The organism is Proteus sp. fly-1089, from assembly GCF_040138965.1.
GTDB lineage: Bacteria > Pseudomonadota > Gammaproteobacteria > Enterobacterales > Enterobacteriaceae > Proteus > Proteus vulgaris_B.
In genome coordinates, this window is the sequence record NZ_JBEETS010000007.1 from 77,237 (window position 1) to 94,168 (window position 16,932).

Below are 16,932 nucleotides of genomic sequence, written 5' to 3' on the forward strand. Positions count from 1 at the left end.
ATTAAAGTCTTCTTAACACCAAATAGATAAAGAACATCCCACCGACAAACTCAATCACAACAGAAAGTGTTCCTGTCATTTTTAAACCATATTCTAAAACGAGTTGCCCACCAATTAAGGCGATAGTACCCAGTAAAAAGGCAACAGGCATTAAGAAACGGTGCTGACTACTACCACTGATATGGTAAGCAAGGTTAGCGACAATTAAACCTAAGAAGGTTAATGGGCCGACTAAAGCGGTCGAAACAGCGACTAAAACAGAAATCAGTAATAAGATATAAGTGGTTTGCTTGCGGTAATTAATACCAAGGTTAATCGCATTCGCTTGACCTAATGCCATTACATCAAAACTATAGCGCATCCGCCAAAGTAAGATACCGACGACAACGATAATGGCTAAAGCGCAAAAGATAAGATCAGGCGTTGCTCGAGTGAAAGTAGCAAACATGCGACCCTGTAAAATGGAGAACTCATTAGGATCCATTAAACGTTGTAATAGTGTGGCTGAACTACGAAATAACGTACCTAAGATAATCCCAATCATCAGGACTAAATTGATGTTAAAACGTACGGAGCTAAACAACCAACGATAAAGTACAACCGAAAATAGCACCAATAATGTTGATTCTAAAAAGAATTTTGATAAGTTCAACATCCATGATGCAGGCATATCGCCTTCAAAAAAGACAAACACGGTTTGTAATAACACAAACAGCGCTTCTAAACCCATTAATGAAGGAGTCAAAATACGGTTGTTGGCAATGGTTTGAAACAGGATAGTCGAAACACCAGCTGCAAATGCCACTACAATCATGGTGAGAATAATGTAGGCACGATGAGTCAGAATATAAGAGATATTGCCGTTTAGGTTTATCGTCATAAATAACACAATAGATAATAACGATGCCCCTAACAATAACCAGATGCGAGACATGGGTGAAAGGCGCATTTTCTTATGTTCGGCAGCGCCAGTACATTTGCTAATTATGGATGAATTAACTTTTTGCATAACGTTGCTGCTTTAGTAGTAAAAAAAGGAAAATGATGGCACCCACAGCGCCTAAAATAACACTGGCAGGAATTTCAAATGGGTAGCGAATAAGTCGGCCAATCACATCACACAATAAAACAATCGCACCACCACTCAAGCAAACCCACGGAATAGTTTTACGAATATTATCACCCATCACTAAGCTCACTAGATTAGGTACAATTAAGCCAAGGAAAGGTAAGGCGCCAACAACAGACACAACTACACCACTAATCAGTGCGATAATGGATAATCCAATGATCATCACCTTGCGGTAATTAAGTCCCACATTAATGGAGAATTCACGTCCCATACCAGCCACAGTAAAGCTATCAGCAACCCAACATGCCATTAACGCAAGTGCGCCAACAAGCCATAAGAGTTCATAGCGGCCTTGTAATACACTTGAAAAATCGCCACTTGTCCATGCATCTAAAGATTGCAATAAATCGAAATAAACAGCTAAGAAGATAGTCAATGCACCGATAACAGCGCTAAGCATAATCCCCACTAAAGGCACTATTAGTGTCGTTTTTAATGTGATCCTTTGTAGAAGCAACATAAATAACAAAGTACCAAGAAGGGCGAAAACGGTCGCTACCAACATTTTGGTAAAGATGCCAGCTGCTGGAAAGAGCAACATAACGACTAATAATCCAAGGCTTGCCGATTGAGTTGTTCCAGCAAGAGAGGGTTCGACAAAACGATTTTGGGTTAGTAGTTGCATAATTAAGCCTGCAACACTAATGGCACCACCGGCGAGTAATAATGATAGGGTTCTTGGAACACGGCTGATAAAAAAGATATCGCGCATATCGGGATCAGAAAAAAGCGAAGCAGGAGTAATATCTCCTGCGCCGACAAATAGACTGATCATTGAGAGGATAGCAACAAGTCCTATCCCCAATGATAAATGGAACGTTTTCATTCAGTTACTTTATTTTTTTTGATCCAGTGCTTGATTGATAGTATCCATTAAGCGAGAGTAAGTTTGGATCCCGCCGGAAATATAAATAGAGCTTGCATCAAGATAGATAACTTGGTCTTTATTCCAAGCATTTACTTTTCTTACCAGCGCATTATCAAGGACTTGTTGCGCAGGTTGTGAATCTTCACGACCAATCGCAGCGTCACGGTCAATAACAAACATCCAATCTGGGTTAAGTTTTAACAGTAATTCAGAGTTGACGATGTTGCCGTGTGAACCTGGGCTATCAAAAACATAAGCAGGTTCAAAACCTAATACGTCATAGATAAAGCCAAAGCGAGAGCCTGGGCCATACGCTGAAATCTTACCACCACTGACTAACACAACCATTGCTTTGCCAGCATCCGGTGTTTTGGCTTTTACAGTATCAATTTTACTATTGAAATCAGCCAGTAATTTTTTGGCTTGTTCTTCTTTGCCAAAAATTTGACCTAATGTTGTTGTGCGTTCAGCAAGGCTTTCGACAAAACGTTTAGGGTCGATATCCATTGAAATCGCAGGCGCAATTTCACTTAATTTCGCATACGCATCGCGAGCACGACTACCACTTAAAATTAAATCAGGCGCTGTTGTGCTGAGCTTTTCATAGTTTGGCTCGAATAACGCACCTTCATTGATGTAGTCGTTTGGGTTGGTGTATTTTTCTAAGAATTTAGGTAAATGAACATTGGTTTGTGGCAGACCAACAATAGGAGCACCTAATGCATCAATAATATCAAGGGTTTCCATATTCATCACAACCACTTTCTGTGGGTGAGCTGGAATTTCAGTTGTCCCTTGAAAATGTTCAATCGTGAGAGTTTGTTTCTCTGCTGATTGTGCTGTTGATGTGTCTTGAGCGTTATCACAACCAGCGATAACAAGTGAAGAAAGCAGTAAAAACAGTGGGCTTAATGACTTTTTAAACATTCTCTTTCCCATATTGTTGCAACACGAAATAAGACGGATCTTTACAGCAGTGGCTTAAATGTCGATCCACAAAGAAGATGATAATACCATCAAAAGTATAAAGAGTAATGATACTAATTCACATTCTCATAATAATAAAGGGTTAACTTGACTAAAATGGCGAAATTTTGCGAGAGATCATTAAAGGAAAATAAAGAACAAATTTTGTGACGTGAAAGAACTCTTAAGATTATTTGCTCAATTTGTGAAGAGTGTCAAAAGAGCAGGTCAAGGAGAGACAATTCTTAACCTATAAGAAATATCGTTAGCTAGTATCATTGCGTATACTTCATTCAAGCAGAAACAATCCTTATTTTAATCTTACTTTGGTTTCTGTACTGACACAGTAATGAATGCACAAGAGAAAACCTTGTTATCTCTAAGGTAAATCGTTGCCAATTCAAGAGGGTTTTATGCAAAAGAAATATATTTACTTATTTTGTTCTGCTGGCATGTCAACATCCCTTCTCGTGACCAAAATGCGAGCACAAGCAGAAAAATATGATGTGCCTGTGGTCATTGAAGCTTTTCCTGAAACGTTAGCTGCACAAAAAGGGCAGGATGCGGATCTGATTTTGCTGGGTCCACAAATTAGCTGGATGTTACCTGATATCCAAAAATTACTTCCGAATAAACCGGTCGAAGTGATCGATTCTCTGTTATATGGAAAAGTAGATGGCTTAGGCGTGTTAAAAGCCGCTGTCGCCTCTATTAAAAAAGCATCTGCAACAACAAATTAATTTTATTTTTTTATTATTTAAATTTTTTATTCCAGTCAAAGAGCGAATTTTTCAGCAAGCCGAGTAATTAGCGGCATTTAAAGGGTATTTTTCTATGAGTAAGTTCATTGGTTCACTTGAAAAGGTACTCCTTCCTTTTGCGGTTAAAATTGGAAAGCAACCTCACGTTAATGCGATTAAAAATGGCTTTATTCGTTTAATGCCGTTAACCCTTGCAGGGGCAATGTTTGTACTTATCAATAACGTTTTTCTTAGTTTTGGTGATGGCTCTTTTTTTTATTCTCTAGGCATCCGCCTTGATGCGTCAACAATAGAAACACTCAATGGATTTAAAGCTATTGGGGGGAATGTCTATAACGGTACATTAGGTATAATGTCGTTGATGGCGCCGTTCTTTATCGGAATGGCATTGGCAGAAGAGCGAAAAGTTGATCCAATTGCAGCAGGCTTACTCTCTATTGCTGCCTTTATGACGGTAACACCTTACAATGCAGCTGGGGCTTATGCTGTTGGCGCTAATTGGCTAGGTGGGGCAAATATTATTTCAGGGATCATTATTGGTCTTGTTGTGGCTGAAATGTTTACCTTTATTGTGCGTCGTAATTGGGTTATTCGATTACCTGATAGTGTCCCCGCTTCTGTTTCGCGTTCTTTTTCTGCGTTAATTCCCGGTTTTATTATTTTATCAATTATGGGGATTATTTCGTGGGGATTAGCGACGTATGAAACAAACTTCCATCAAATTATTTTAGATTCTATCTCAACACCATTAGCATCAATGGGTTCTGTTGTAGGTTGGGCATACGTTATTTTTACCTCTCTACTGTGGTTCTTTGGTATTCATGGTTCACTGGCACTTGCTGCACTTGATAGTGGCATTATGACACCGTGGGCATTAGAAAACGTATCACTTTATACTGAATACGGTTCAGTAGAAGCCGCTTTGGCAGCCGGTAAAACGTTCCATCTCTGGGCGAAACCGATGTTAGACTCCTTTATCTTCTTAGGCGGTACAGGGGCAACACTGGGGCTTATTATTGCAATCTTTATCGCGTCCCGTCGTGCGGATCATCGCCAAGTTGCTAAACTGGCATTACCCGCAGGTTTATTCCAAATTAATGAGCCGATTATTTTTGGTTTACCTGTGATTATGAATCCAGTGATGTTTATTCCTTTTATTCTTATTCAACCTATTCTTGCTGCAATTACTGTGACTGCTTATTACTTAGGGATAATCCCACCAGTAACAAATATAGCGCCATGGACGATGCCAACGGGGTTAGGTGCATTCTTTAATACTAACGGCAGTATTGCAGCACTGTTATTAGCGCTGTTTAACTTGGGTGTAGCAACACTGATTTATCTTCCTTTTGTCATCATCTCAAACAAAGCACAAACTGAAATTGAGAAAGAGGAGAGTGAAGAAGATATTGCCAATGCATTGAAATTTTAAGTCATAGAAAAAGAAGTGCAGAGGTTTATCTGCACTTCTTAGAGTCAAAGAGGATATACCATGTTAGATATTGAAAATGCAGTTGATAGCAGTGCTACAGAAGATGAATTTGAAGAGATAATCATGGGCCTTATCATTAATTCAGGCCAAGCACGCAGTGTCGCTTATGGTGCATTAAAAAAAGCCAAAGAAGGTGATTTTGAAGGTGCTAGAAAGTTAATGGAGCAATCACGTGAAGCCTTAAATGAAGCTCATAAAATACAGACACGTTTAATTGGTGATGATCAAGGTATCGGAAAAACGAAAGTCAGTTTAGTTTTAGTCCATGCACAAGATCATTTAATGACTTCAATGTTAGCCAGAGAGTTAGTGACAGAATTAATCGAGTTGCATGAAAAGATAAAATAAGGTGAATGCTGTGGTGGAGTCATTGAGAGCACAAAGCGAAATACGCATGGTCTATGAAGATCAGCTATTTAATGGCAGAAATTTTCATGTCTTTATTTATAATAAAACAGAAAGTGTCAGTGGACTGCATCAACATGATTATTATGAATTCACCATTGTTTTAACAGGGCGTTATTATCAAGAGATAAATGGCAAAAAGGTTTTATTAGAGCGTGGTGATTTTGTTTTTATTCCCATTGGCTCTCACCATCAGAGTTTTTATGATTTTGGTGCGACTCGTATTTTAAATGTAGGGATCAGTAAAGTTTTTTTTGATAAACATTATTTCTCGTTATTACCTTCTTATTTTATTGCCTCACAGGTTTATGAATTAAAAAATGAGTTTCTCTCTTATATTGAATCTGTTATTAGCTCATTAAATTTTCGCCATACGGAGTTTAATGAATTTATTGAAATTGTCACCTTTAATGTGGTGAACAGATTACGACACCATCGAGATAATCGTATTGAAGATGATATTCCTTTATGGCTAAGAGATACCGTAAGCGAGATGCATGATAAACAAAAATTTGGTGAAAATGCACTGGTTAATATGGTGATGCTATCAGGAAAATCACAAGAGTATTTAACACGGGCAACACGGCGTTATTACGATAAAACGCCTATGCAAATTATTCATGATATTAGAATTAATTTTGCAAAAAAACAGTTAGAAATAACAAATTATTCGATAACCGATATTGCTTTTGATTCTGGCTATAGTAGCCCAAGTCTATTTATTAAGACATTTAAGAAAATAACATCATTGACGCCGAATAGTTATCGAAAAAATTTGTGCAGTATTAAAGAAACAAACTAATTCATTATTAAGCGTAAAAAATTAATCAATAATAAAGATTGATTTTATTTGAAATAGAGAGAAAGAAGAAAATAAGCTTATTTTCTTCAGGGCTCTTTACGTCTTAATTTCGCCATTAATACACAAATAACAGCATTATTGTGCTGTATGGGAGTATTTTATGAGTCATAAATTAAAAATCGTTACCATCGGTGGTGGAAGCAGTTATACGCCTGAATTGTTAGAAGGTTTTATTAAGCGTTATCATGAATTACCAATCACTGAATTATGGCTGGTGGATGTAGAAGAAGGAAAAGAGAAGCTTGATATTATTTTTGAGCTTTGCCAACGCATGGTAAAAAAAGCGGGTATTCCTTTAACCGTTTATAAAACTCTTAATCGTCGTGAAGCGTTAAAAGATGCTGATTTTGTCACAACACAATTGCGGGTGGGTCAATTGAAAGCAAGAGAGCTTGATGAGTCGATCCCGTTAAGTCACGGCTATTTAGGACAAGAAACCAATGGCGCGGGTGGGCTATTTAAAGGTCTACGCACGATCCCTGTTATTTTCGATATTATTAAAGATGTTGAAGACATTTGCCCTAATGCATGGATCATTAACTTTACCAATCCAGCGGGCATGGTAACTGAAGCCGTTTATCGTCATACTAACTTTAAGAAATTTATTGGGGTTTGCAATATCCCAATTGGTATGAAGATGTTTATTACAGATGTTCTTAAGTTAACAGATAAAGATGAACTCTCCATTGATTTGTTTGGTTTAAATCATATGGTGTTTATTAAAGATGTCATTGTAAATGGTCAATCCCGTTTTCCTGAATTATTGGATGGTGTTGCTTCAGGAACATTAACCGCAGGCTCGGTGAAAAATATTTTCGATTTACCTTTTAGTGAAGGGCTAATCCGTTCTCTTAATATGTTGCCGTGTTCTTATTTGCTTTATTACTTTAAGCAAAAAGAGATGTTGGCTATAGAAATGGGTGAATATTACAAAGGCGGGGCTCGTGCTAAAGTAGTTCAAAAGGTCGAGAAACAACTGTTTGAGTTATATAAAGATCCTGATTTAAATATCAAACCGAAAGAGTTGGAATTACGTGGTGGTGCCTATTATTCTGATGCGGCCTGTGAAGTGATTAATGCTATTTATAATGATAAACAAGCTGAGCATTATGTGAATATTCCACATCATGGTCATATTGATAATATTCCCGCAGATTGGTCAATTGAAGTGACTGCTATTTTAGGTCGAGATGGTGCTAAACCTCATCCTCGTTTAACGCATTTTGATGAAAAAGTAATGGGATTAATTCACACCATTAAAGCCTTTGAAATCGCAGCCAGTAAAGCGGCTATTAGCGGTGAATTAAATGACGCTTTATTAGCCATGAATTTAACGCCATTAGTGCTTTCCGACAAAGATGCAGAAGTGCTTACACGTGAAATGTTATTAGCGCATAAAACCCATCTACCTCATTTTGCTAAAGCAATTGCAGAGTTAGAAAAAGCCTCTCATTAATTGTCGGCGGATAAATATAAGTAATAAGGAGACAGAATGGCTGGTTTATTGATTGTGAATGCGGATGATTTTGGGCTTAGTAAAGGTCAAAACTATGGTATTGCAGAGTGTTTTCGTTATGGTGTTGTTAGCTCAACAACGGCACTTGTCAATGCTGAGGGAATTGAACACGCAGCACAATTGCGTCATGAGTTGCCTGACTTAGGTGTTGGGCTTCACTTTACTTTGACGATGGGTAAACCACTGTCTCCTTTACCTTCTTTAACACGTGAAGGTGTATTAGGAAAATGGGTGTGGCAAATGGCAGAAGAGGGCAATTTACCGCTTGATGAAATTCGTGTTGAGCTTGACGCACAATATCAGCGTTTCATTGAGATCTTTGGTTGTGCTCCCGACCATATTGATAGTCATCACCATGTGCATATGTTTAAGCAAATTTTTCCTATTGTGGCGGAGTTTGCCAAAGAAAAGTCATTACCAATGCGGGTTGATAGACCGTTAGCACAAAAAGAAGGGATTGATACCCAAGGTGTAATAAGCAGTGATGGTTTTGATAGTCAATTTTATGGTGATGAAATTACACAAGCCCTCTTTTTAAAGGTGCTTGATGAGTCTAAAGCACGTCATGAGCAATCGTTAGAAGTGATGACGCATCCTGCTTTTGTCGATAATCCATTACGCGCAAGTGGTTATTGTTTTCAGCGTCTAACTGAACTTGAAGTATTAACAGATAGCGCATTAAAGCATGCTATTTTGGAAAGAGATTATCAGCTAGGCACGTATCAAGATTTAATGTAGTGGTTTTTAGGCAATCGGAGTCTGTGTTATTCCCCTGGTGTGGGTCTTTTGAACTATTTTGCCTCTGTTTTTATAAAGCAGAGGCATTTTTGTTTTTACGTGTTTTCATTAAGTAATAATGTAAGTGCTTCTGAAACATAACAATAAGATTGTGGTGCAGTGAAACCAGTTTTTTTAGTTTTGCAAGAGGGATCGGTTTTTCATATTCAATTATCTCTTTTAACCAAATTAGGATCCTTTTTTTATCACCAACAAGGTAGTTTTCTAATTCATCGGCTGAGATGGAAATTTTATCTAAATAGGATCGTTTTATTTCACGCTTAGTCGCTTTTTCTATTTTTTCGATATAAGCATGACCTGTAATGGATTTTTTAGGCGATGAGCTATAAATATATATTTTATTGTTTTGTATAAAATTTAATCTCACTGATTTTCGAAGCTCTATAATTTTATTACCTTCATAAATTTTTTAACGTATTTAGGCTTAATGCTAATAATAAATTTTTTTCATAATGATAAGGTATTGTCATAGATGACACAAAGTTTAGCTTTTGGGATTGAAAACTTAAGTGAAAATGTATCGACCTGATAGCACGGAATTATTCTTTAATTTAAGATAATAATTGAATGCTTAAAAAATATATTTTTCTTTGAATATAATTATAAGATAAGCACATATTATAAAATAATATGTGCTTAAGTTTATTTAAAAACGATAGCCGATATTAGCAATAAAACCGTCTAAAATGATTCGATTATCGGTATCTTTGAATTTAAAACGGCTATTTTCATATCCAACAGAAATCGAAACCATTTCTGCTGGATTAATGATTAAGCCAGCACCCCAACTAAATGCATTTTTCTTTAATTGTTTTAATTCTGAACTTTCAGATTTAAATTGAATTTGGCTCATACCTGCGGTGCCATAAACACTCATAAAATCATTTAAGCGTAATGTAGGACCCGCCATTACAGAATAATAACGTGCATTCACATCTTTAAAAAAAGTATTAACAGGTTTATTTAAATCATATTCATTTTGAGCATAAGTGGCTGTTGCTAAAATACCAAATTGTGAATTGATTTCTTGACGAATAGAAAAGACACCACCATGCATTGGATTTTGACCTGCCATTTTGACTTGTGCATAACCCGCTGAAAGTGTGGTTTTATCTAATTTAAAATCATCTTGAGCATAAACAGAAGAGGTCGATAATAAGCCACTAATAAATAAAGTTGATAATAATTTTGTTTTCATTAGTTATATCCCATAAATAAAAAACGGAGAACGTATTATGAAGCGAGGAGATTATAATAATGAGTTTGTTTTTAATGGAATAAAAAATAGTACATATACTTAAATAAGGTTATTTTATTAAAGTGTCTATTTAATTATTAATAAATTTATTAATAATTAATATAAAATAAATATAACTAGTAATAAGAATCAATAATAAAACGAAAAAGTTGACATAAAAGGAAGGCTCTCTATTCTCTAGAGAGCCTTTGAGGATTTATTTAAGTCCTAGATCACTTTGTAGACTAATAATTTGATTTTGTAAGTTCTCTAACTCAAGCTGTTTTTCCATCACTGATTTTGATGGACTGTTTTGTGCCGCCTTCATTTGCTTATCAATTTCATTGATCTGTTTTTGAATATCATTTTGCCCTTTGGTTTTTTGGCGAATTTGATTTAACAGATTATTCATTGATTGGCTTAATGCACGTTGGCTAGCTTGTTTACTTTTTAGATCTGCATTGGTCTGTTGTTTTTCTTTCTCAATCGCAGCAAGAACAGCTTTAAACTCGGTGTTTAATGCTTGTTCATTACCTAAAATCGCTTTTTTTTGTTCAATACGATTGTCATAAGTCCCTGAATAATTACAGTTAAATTTAGTAATTATACTGACATCACCCGTTGTTGGATCACAATCAGCGGGATTGGTGACACAACCGCTTAAGAGTAAGGTCATGCCAACAAGGGAAAGAGGTAAAAATTTCATTATCATCCTTTTTAACGTTAACTAAGTTTTATTGCTGTACGTTGGGTATAAAGGCTATCAAGTTCTTCTTGTAAAGAGGTTACTTGTTGTTTCATCCCATTGATTTGTTTATCAAGCTGTGCCGTTTTTAGGCCATCTTGGCGACTTTGCGCAGCAATATCACGCCATTCACCTTCACGTTTTTTCATATCCGCTAAACGAGAACGAAGTGCTGCGATATTGGCATCAATACCTTTTAATTGTTTTTCAGCTGCGACTTTATTAAGGCGTTGTTGTTTCATATCTTGCTCAATTTTTGCAAGGGCTTTTTTATCATCAGCAATAACCGCTTTCGCCGTATTAGAGGCGCTTTGTAAGCGCTGATTTTCATTTTGAATATCAGCAATCATCGAATTGAGCATCTCTTCTTTTGTCGCGTAATTTTGGCGTTTGTTGTCTAAATAGGCATTTGCACCAATACCGACACCACAGCCAGCTACAGCCGCAATGAGCATACAAGCGCCTTTATTGCTGGAGTTTGAGACTAAACAGCCTAATGCACCAATTGCCGCACCGCCTGCACAAGCAGTAATACCTGATTTGCTGAAAAACTCCATATCACTATTATTTTTCAAACGAGGATCAGTACCGTTATTACTTTGGCATCCTGATAAGGCAAGTAATGCACTAATGCCAAGTACCGCCATAAGTTGTTTGTTCATACCACACCTATTATCCCAAGTCTCTGTTATTGTTTTTTACATGCTTCGAGCCATTCATTCCGTGATACTTTACCGTTAGCCCAATATCCTTGGAGCCCCTGCATATACGTTGAAAGGTACGTATTTAAATTTGATTTACCTCTGGCTTCCATTAATTGGCGTACAACGTCAATTTGCGGTTTGACTAAAGAGGCGTCATATGTGGTTGCCATATCCACTAATGTGTCAGCGTAATAGCTCACAACAAAGTCGAGCGTTTTTTTATGGTCGTTAACTTGTTCTTGACGTCGTTCACATGTGGCATCTTTAGTGCCTGAAGGACAGTTTTTTTCATGTAATGCGATTAATCTGTCATAGAACTCGCCATCATCTTTTAATTTGGTACATAAAAAAGCACCTAATTGTAGTGAGGTACGGATAGCTTGATCACGCTGTTCATCTCGTAGTTGTGCATTTGCCCGTAAGGTATTTTTTAATTCAGCTAATTGTTTTTTCAATGCTTCATCTTGCACTTGGGTTGAGAGTGTATTCAGGCTATTGATGGAGCTATCGCTATTAGTTTTTGAGTTGTTGCTGGCTGGTTTCTCATTGCCTAATTGCTGCCACTCTTTTTCTATTTCTTTGATCTTATCGCGTGATGTTAATGCTGGAGCAACAACAGCTAAACGAAAGCCTGTGTATTTATTTTTATTCGCACCCGTATTGGTGTAATAAGGCTCTTCTTGGCGCCATGAACTGCGCATATCGCTTTCTGGGGTGAGATAACTACCACCACGCACAATAAAGCCACCCGCTTGTCCATGTAAGCGATCGAGTTTATTGAGTCTAAAAGGTTCAAACATCATTTCAGCGACATTACCCAACATGTCATGTAAGCCTAGAGGATTGGGTGATAACAAACCGGTGAGTTGTAACGAACCATTAGCGGATTGACTACCTGCTGACCAAATATAGTTTTTGGTGCCTTCTGGCATTGGAAAGCGCACATCACGAAATTCGGAGGCTGAGACTTTTAAACCGCCGCGGGCGGCAAATTCCCACTCCGTTTCTGTTGGTAATCGAGCAAAACCTTTTGCGCCATCTTCAACAGGGAGTGCTTCAGGATGTTTGCTTCTTAACCATTGGTTATATTGATCTGCAAATTGCATCGCTTCATACCAACTGATGTTCACCTTTGGTAAACGTAATTTATTGGAAGCAACAGGGCACTCTTTACCATTAATGGTGCTTTGCATGGCGTTATATTGCAGATCGGTAACGGGGTATTTTGCCATAAGGTAATAGCGGCCTTTTTCTTTACCTTTTAGTGGGAAGCTACCAGCAATATGTTCAGCTCTTGATTGTTCTAAATAACCCCATTCATCGCCTTCTTGCCCTAACGTAACGCTGTAGTCTTGTAAAGGCTGACTGAGAGGGATAGTCACTTGGCGAAAGACCATCGAACCTTCACAAGGGAATGGCAATATCACATCATCAGGTAAGGCTTTTGGGTTAACAAATTTATCATCCCATTTGGCTGATGCCATAAAACTGCTAGATAACAGCGCAAATGATAAAGTTAAAAGCGATAAATTAAATTTCACGTAAGCTCTCCGCAGGTTCAATTGAAACGGCACGTAATGCTCCAATACTGGCAACGACTAAGGCCACTAGTAAGGCGCTGCACATAGCAATCAATAGATCCCAAAACGTTAACTGGCAAACAAAGGCTTGTTCAGGTAAATGGGTGCCTAATAATGTGGTAAATAAGCGACTACCAATCCCATAAAGCCCAAGGGCTAAAATAAAGGCAACACTCGTTAATAGCAGCGCTTGCAATACAATATATAAAGAAACAGAAAATTGACGGAAACCCAGTAGGCGTAGGATCGCCATATCTTTGCGTTTGCGGTCAATATTGGCAAGAAAGGCCCCAATTAATGAGGCGATACAACCTAATAGTGAGACCCAAGCAATGACAGAGAAAATAACATTAAGAACATAACTGATTGCTTTTACAGAATCTATTTGGCTTTTTTGTGTTATCACATCAATGTGTTGTTGCCGAAACCAATCATCTAATGGTGCGATGCTATCTAAATTTTTGGCATAAAGACGAGCTTTAGCAAACTGAGTTCTTGGTTTTGCCTCAACACCTTGTGTAATACCAAAAAGAGGGGCTTGATAACCATCTCGGTAATCTTCCATTGCGACTAAAACATCAAGAGAAACAAAGGCCGCTGCTCTTGAAAATTTGCTATCACTGATAATGGCGCCCACAGTAAAGGTACGCTTTGCACGTTCATTGACGCCATTAAGTTTGCGGCTGATAAATAATCGAATGTTATCGCCGACATCAGCCTGTAATTTTTGCGCAGCATTGGCGGAGAGTACTAACGTGTCTGCATTGTTAGGTATAGCCACACCCTCTAATAAAGGATCGTTTTCTGCTGTTGGTATGATTTCTGCGTTATCAATAAAATGTTGTCCATCAATCACAATATCAGCTTGTGTATTTAAACTTCGTGTTAATGGGATAACAAAGCGGACTTCTTCTTTTTGTGCAATTTCATTAAACCAACTTTGTGGGTAATTACCATTGCCTAACATACGTATTTCAAGATTACGGGGATCGTTGAGTAGCTGATTATGAAGCTGTGTCACAATGCCATTTTTTAAGCCAAACAGCAGTAACAATGGGGCAATCACAGAAACGAGTGAAAACACAATACAGAGTGCAACTTTGCGATCGTAAATTAAGTCACGCCAAGCAAGTGAGCTGAGTAAGCCAAGACGATTAGGATTGGCACTATTGTTTGATAAAGACACTACCGCCTCCTTCGAGTTGCGCGTGATAGTGGCTAAACCCAAAACGCTTGACTAAAGACCAATCGTGACTAACAACCAGTGCAGAGATCTCCAGTTGTTTTACCATCTCTACAATGAGTGTATACAGCGTTTGTGCATTATGGGGATCAAGGGCTGCTGTGGGTTCATCAGCAAGTAATAATGCCGGCTCGTGTGCAATAGCGCGGATAAACGCTGCGCGTTGACGCTCACCAATGGAGAGTTGGCGTGGAAGGCGAGTTAACAATGGGCGTAATTGTAGATGGTCAATTGCATGATCGAGCCAAGCGGAGTGCGGTGTTAACCCCAGCATTTTGCGAGGTAATTGAATATTTTGCATAACGGTTAAAAAAGGCAGTAACCCGCCACTTTGAAGCATAAAACCCAATTTCTCTGCTCGCAATGATGCGAGTTGTGCTTGCTCATTACTTAGTACGAATTGTGTGAGAGTTAAATCATCATCGAGTTGAAAATGGGTTAATTCATCAGGGCGTAAAATAAGCCCAATCATTTCCAACAAGGTACTTTTTCCACAGCCACTTAATCCGGTTAGTGCGCCAATTTCTCCTTTTTCAAGGATTAATGAAGGAAGCGCAACACGAAAACCATGTTGCGCATCACCACGCGTAATTGCCATGCCTTCAATCTGGATCATTAAGGCAGGTTTTCCAGTGGAACAGGGTAAACGTGATCGCGTGGATCACTTTGTGGCGCAAGGGATATCCAACGATCAACATCTTCATTATAACGTTGATAATATTGTAACTTTGTATTTAATCGGCGGATAAATTTCTCTTGCTCAAGACCATCCCAGCTTTTCCAAGTCTCTTCATCTAAACCAAGCACTTCACTTAAGTAGGGCAGGTTTTCAATATATTCACCCAACAAGCCCATTTCACCCAATTTTGTCGCAGAGCCTTGTTTGATTTGATTTGGATCGTTACCCATTGTTGCCGCAATCGAACGTAAATCAGCAAACATATTGTCAGGTGAGATCAACCCTTCATTAGCAGCATTCACGATTTTTTTCATTACATCACTTAAATCGCTAAGCTCACTTTTAGTCAGTAATACTTGTACTTCTGTTGTTGGGATATTTTGCTGTAATAAGTCTCGATCACTAATCCATGCTTTAAAGACCGGAGGTGCTTTTGTACCCTGTTTTTCACCTAAATATGCTAAACGCATGGCATAACCTAAATCATGCGCATCGTTAAGTAAGGCATTAGTTTCTTTATTTTTGCTATAAGTAGGATCGGCATTTAGTGCACTGCCTACGGTGGCTTCACCGCGATAAGCGGTTTGAATTTGCGTGGTTACTGCGGTTGCAAGGCCATCGACCATTCGACCAAAACTATTTACATCCCCTGAGTTAATAGGGTAGTAAAGGGATTTGTGTAAGAACGGATTCAGCGTCAATGTCTCATATTGCGCTTGTGCAGAAGCATGATTTTTTACCCCCGATGGAGTTTTTAAGTGCAGTGTATAAAGTGCAACACCACGATAAGCGGCTTCTTGGCGAATTTGTTCAGCATCGAGCTTAGTTGATGAAAGAGGATCATCTCCCGTTAATGCCCCCGCGTCAGTGATTAAAATAACGTAACGAGCACCAAAACGTGTCCAATCAACATCATCAAGAGCTTGCATAACACCAGCATATGCATCTTCATCAAAACGACTACTTGAGACTTTTGCTTGGCGCAACTCTTTTACTTTATTTAGGAAATCAGGGCCATCTTTTACGTCATTAGGGTTTACAAACATTTTGCTGTTGTATTCCAATGCAGGGACAGCTTTGATATTAGAGCGAAATGCTACTAAACCAAATTTTACCTTATCCAACATATTGTCTTTTTCGACTTGAGCATAAACCTTCTGAATCGCTTCTTTGGTTCTATCAATATAAGGATCCATTGATATTGTTGAGTCGATAACAAACACGACAGCCGCAGAAAAACCTTGCATCATATTGTCAGCATCTTTGCTGTCTGGCGTGGTAGGTTTTGTATTGTTGGCGGTTGCATTCGTATTCTGTGCGTCTTTGCTGTCTTTGGTTTGAGAAGAGACGGAGGCGACATTGAGGACTCGCACTTTATAGCCCGCATCAGTAAAGACTTCATCTGAACCTAGTACAGGTAACAGATAAAAATTACTTTTCTGATCAATCATATAATCCGGCTCTTTAGCTAAAACAGCAGGATTGACTTTTTGATTTTTGATATCAGCTAAAAAAGGTTGATACTGTTTTTCGGGAGTAGGGCTTTCAAGTAAGCCTTCAACCGTTTGTTTATCTTTGAAAAATAGCATTGGATTACGACCCGCTGGGTTAGTAAAAGCCAGCGTTAATTGCATTTTCCATTCAGATGTGCAACTTGCATTCATCCAGCCGCTAATATGACCCAAGCTATCAGGGCCGACTTGTAGCCACTCATTAGCGCCTTGTTTTTGACGCTGATATACATAAAAACGGCTAAATGCGGGTTGTTCTTTACCTGCTGCGCCAATTGTGTCTGCCACTTGGCAACCTGGGTAGGTTAATACACGCTGATAGAGAGTCTTTTTACCCTCTTGTAATAGCGGTTTTTTCTCTTCAGCACTTGCCGGTGCTGTCAGAATTAAACCACTGAGAATAAGAGTAAGCCAATGCGCCTTTTTCATACGA

The 16,932-nt window shown here is 38.3% G+C and carries 17 protein-coding genes; 6 read left to right on the plus strand and 11 right to left on the minus strand.

What is annotated here, in order from left to right; all coding sequences use genetic code 11:
- Position 1: 1 nt before the first annotated feature.
- From ABN080_RS14660 to ABN080_RS14670, 3 genes are read right to left on the minus strand one after another with little or no spacing between them, the layout of a single operon-like run.
- Positions 2-1,009, minus strand: coding sequence for an iron chelate uptake ABC transporter family permease subunit (locus ABN080_RS14660; protein WP_072068903.1), 1,008 nt, complete (start codon positions 1,007-1,009; stop codon positions 2-4).
- Positions 996-1,958, minus strand: coding sequence for an ABC transporter permease (locus ABN080_RS14665; RefSeq protein ID WP_349441381.1), 963 nt, complete (start codon positions 1,956-1,958; stop codon positions 996-998). Before ABN080_RS14665 ends, ABN080_RS14660 begins: the two co-directional genes overlap by 14 nt.
- A gap of 9 nt (positions 1,959-1,967) precedes the next feature.
- Positions 1,968-2,927 (minus strand): siderophore ABC transporter substrate-binding protein, encoded by a 960-nt coding sequence (locus tag ABN080_RS14670; RefSeq protein ID WP_109409029.1) that lies wholly within the window; start codon positions 2,925-2,927, stop codon positions 1,968-1,970.
- Positions 2,928-3,379: 452 nt separating this feature from the next.
- Here ABN080_RS14670 and ABN080_RS14675 point away from each other — a divergent pair, with 452 nt between their 5' ends.
- The 6 genes from ABN080_RS14675 (at position 3,380) to chbG (ending at position 8,740) form a co-directional block, all read left to right on the plus strand.
- A complete protein-coding gene (locus ABN080_RS14675) occupies positions 3,380-3,706 on the plus strand; it encodes a PTS sugar transporter subunit IIB (protein WP_072068900.1) in 327 nt (108 codons plus the stop codon).
- A gap of 94 nt (positions 3,707-3,800) precedes the next feature.
- Complete coding sequence (gene chbC, locus ABN080_RS14680; RefSeq protein WP_072068899.1) at positions 3,801-5,159, plus strand: PTS N,N'-diacetylchitobiose transporter subunit IIC; 1,359 nt, start codon at positions 3,801-3,803, stop codon at positions 5,157-5,159.
- A gap of 60 nt (positions 5,160-5,219) precedes the next feature.
- On the plus strand, positions 5,220-5,567 hold the full coding sequence (gene chbA / locus ABN080_RS14685) for a PTS N,N'-diacetylchitobiose transporter subunit IIA (RefSeq protein WP_072068898.1): 348 nt from the start codon (positions 5,220-5,222) through the stop codon (positions 5,565-5,567).
- Between the two features lie 10 nt (positions 5,568-5,577).
- Entirely contained in the window at positions 5,578-6,426 is an 849-nt protein-coding gene (chbR, locus tag ABN080_RS14690) for a transcriptional regulator ChbR (protein WP_349441382.1), read from the plus strand.
- Positions 6,427-6,586: 160 nt separating this feature from the next.
- Positions 6,587-7,942, plus strand: coding sequence for a 6-phospho-beta-glucosidase (locus tag ABN080_RS14695; RefSeq protein ID WP_349441383.1), 1,356 nt, complete (start codon positions 6,587-6,589; stop codon positions 7,940-7,942).
- Positions 7,943-7,978: 36 nt separating this feature from the next.
- The gene (gene chbG, locus ABN080_RS14700) at positions 7,979-8,740 is read left to right on the plus strand and encodes a chitin disaccharide deacetylase (RefSeq protein ID WP_349441384.1); all 762 of its coding nucleotides are present in this window, start codon (positions 7,979-7,981) and stop codon (positions 8,738-8,740) included.
- A 70-nt stretch (positions 8,741-8,810) separates the two neighbouring features.
- Here the strand turns inward: chbG and ABN080_RS14705 are convergent, their stop codons facing one another.
- From ABN080_RS14705 to ABN080_RS14740, 8 genes are all read right to left on the minus strand, one after another.
- Complete coding sequence (locus ABN080_RS14705; RefSeq protein WP_349441385.1) at positions 8,811-9,167, minus strand: DUF365 domain-containing protein; 357 nt, start codon at positions 9,165-9,167, stop codon at positions 8,811-8,813.
- 279 nt (positions 9,168-9,446) lie between these two features.
- A complete protein-coding gene (locus tag ABN080_RS14710) occupies positions 9,447-9,998 on the minus strand; it encodes an Ail/Lom family outer membrane beta-barrel protein (protein ID WP_349441386.1) in 552 nt (183 codons plus the stop codon).
- A 256-nt stretch (positions 9,999-10,254) separates the two neighbouring features.
- Positions 10,255-10,743, minus strand: coding sequence for a hypothetical protein (locus tag ABN080_RS14715; protein ID WP_349441387.1), 489 nt, complete (start codon positions 10,741-10,743; stop codon positions 10,255-10,257).
- 17 nt (positions 10,744-10,760) lie between these two features.
- The gene (locus ABN080_RS14720) at positions 10,761-11,444 is read right to left on the minus strand and encodes a hypothetical protein (RefSeq protein ID WP_340894307.1); all 684 of its coding nucleotides are present in this window, start codon (positions 11,442-11,444) and stop codon (positions 10,761-10,763) included.
- A gap of 26 nt (positions 11,445-11,470) precedes the next feature.
- Entirely contained in the window at positions 11,471-13,027 is a 1,557-nt protein-coding gene (locus tag ABN080_RS14725) for a formylglycine-generating enzyme family protein (protein ID WP_349441388.1), read from the minus strand.
- Complete coding sequence (locus ABN080_RS14730; protein ID WP_349441389.1) at positions 13,017-14,252, minus strand: ABC transporter permease; 1,236 nt, start codon at positions 14,250-14,252, stop codon at positions 13,017-13,019. The genes ABN080_RS14725 and ABN080_RS14730 overlap by 11 nt, the downstream gene beginning before the upstream one ends.
- Positions 14,233-14,925 (minus strand): ABC transporter ATP-binding protein, encoded by a 693-nt coding sequence (locus ABN080_RS14735; RefSeq protein WP_349441390.1) that lies wholly within the window; start codon positions 14,923-14,925, stop codon positions 14,233-14,235. The genes ABN080_RS14730 and ABN080_RS14735 overlap by 20 nt, the downstream gene beginning before the upstream one ends.
- Positions 14,925-16,928: a vWA domain-containing protein gene (locus tag ABN080_RS14740; protein WP_349441391.1), complete on the minus strand. Its 2,004-nt coding sequence runs from the start codon at positions 16,926-16,928 to the stop codon at positions 14,925-14,927. Before ABN080_RS14740 ends, ABN080_RS14735 begins: the two co-directional genes overlap by 1 nt.
- Between the last annotated feature and the right edge of the window lie 4 nt (positions 16,929-16,932).

Excerpts from the sequence above, each read along its gene's own strand:
- ABN080_RS14735 (WP_349441390.1), bottom strand. The coding sequence starts at position 14,925 with ATGATCCAGATTGAAGGCATGGCAATTACGCGTGGTGATGCGCAACAT.
- ABN080_RS14660 (WP_072068903.1), bottom strand. The coding sequence starts at position 1,009 with ATGCAAAAAGTTAATTCATCCATAATTAGCAAATGTACTGGCGCTGCC.
- ABN080_RS14715 (WP_349441387.1), bottom strand. The coding sequence starts at position 10,743 with ATGAAATTTTTACCTCTTTCCCTTGTTGGCATGACCTTACTCTTAAGC.
- chbC (WP_072068899.1), top strand. The coding sequence starts at position 3,801 with ATGAGTAAGTTCATTGGTTCACTTGAAAAGGTACTCCTTCCTTTTGCG.
- chbA (WP_072068898.1), top strand. The coding sequence starts at position 5,220 with ATGTTAGATATTGAAAATGCAGTTGATAGCAGTGCTACAGAAGATGAA.
- ABN080_RS14665 (WP_349441381.1), bottom strand. The coding sequence starts at position 1,958 with ATGAAAACGTTCCATTTATCATTGGGGATAGGACTTGTTGCTATCCTC.
- ABN080_RS14720 (WP_340894307.1), bottom strand. The coding sequence starts at position 11,444 with ATGAACAAACAACTTATGGCGGTACTTGGCATTAGTGCATTACTTGCC.
- ABN080_RS14675 (WP_072068900.1), top strand. The coding sequence starts at position 3,380 with ATGCAAAAGAAATATATTTACTTATTTTGTTCTGCTGGCATGTCAACA.
- ABN080_RS14695 (WP_349441383.1), top strand. The coding sequence starts at position 6,587 with ATGAGTCATAAATTAAAAATCGTTACCATCGGTGGTGGAAGCAGTTAT.
- ABN080_RS14740 (WP_349441391.1), bottom strand. The coding sequence starts at position 16,928 with ATGAAAAAGGCGCATTGGCTTACTCTTATTCTCAGTGGTTTAATTCTG.
- ABN080_RS14710 (WP_349441386.1), bottom strand. The coding sequence starts at position 9,998 with ATGAAAACAAAATTATTATCAACTTTATTTATTAGTGGCTTATTATCG.
- ABN080_RS14670 (WP_109409029.1), bottom strand. The coding sequence starts at position 2,927 with ATGTTTAAAAAGTCATTAAGCCCACTGTTTTTACTGCTTTCTTCACTT.
- chbG (WP_349441384.1), top strand. The coding sequence starts at position 7,979 with ATGGCTGGTTTATTGATTGTGAATGCGGATGATTTTGGGCTTAGTAAA.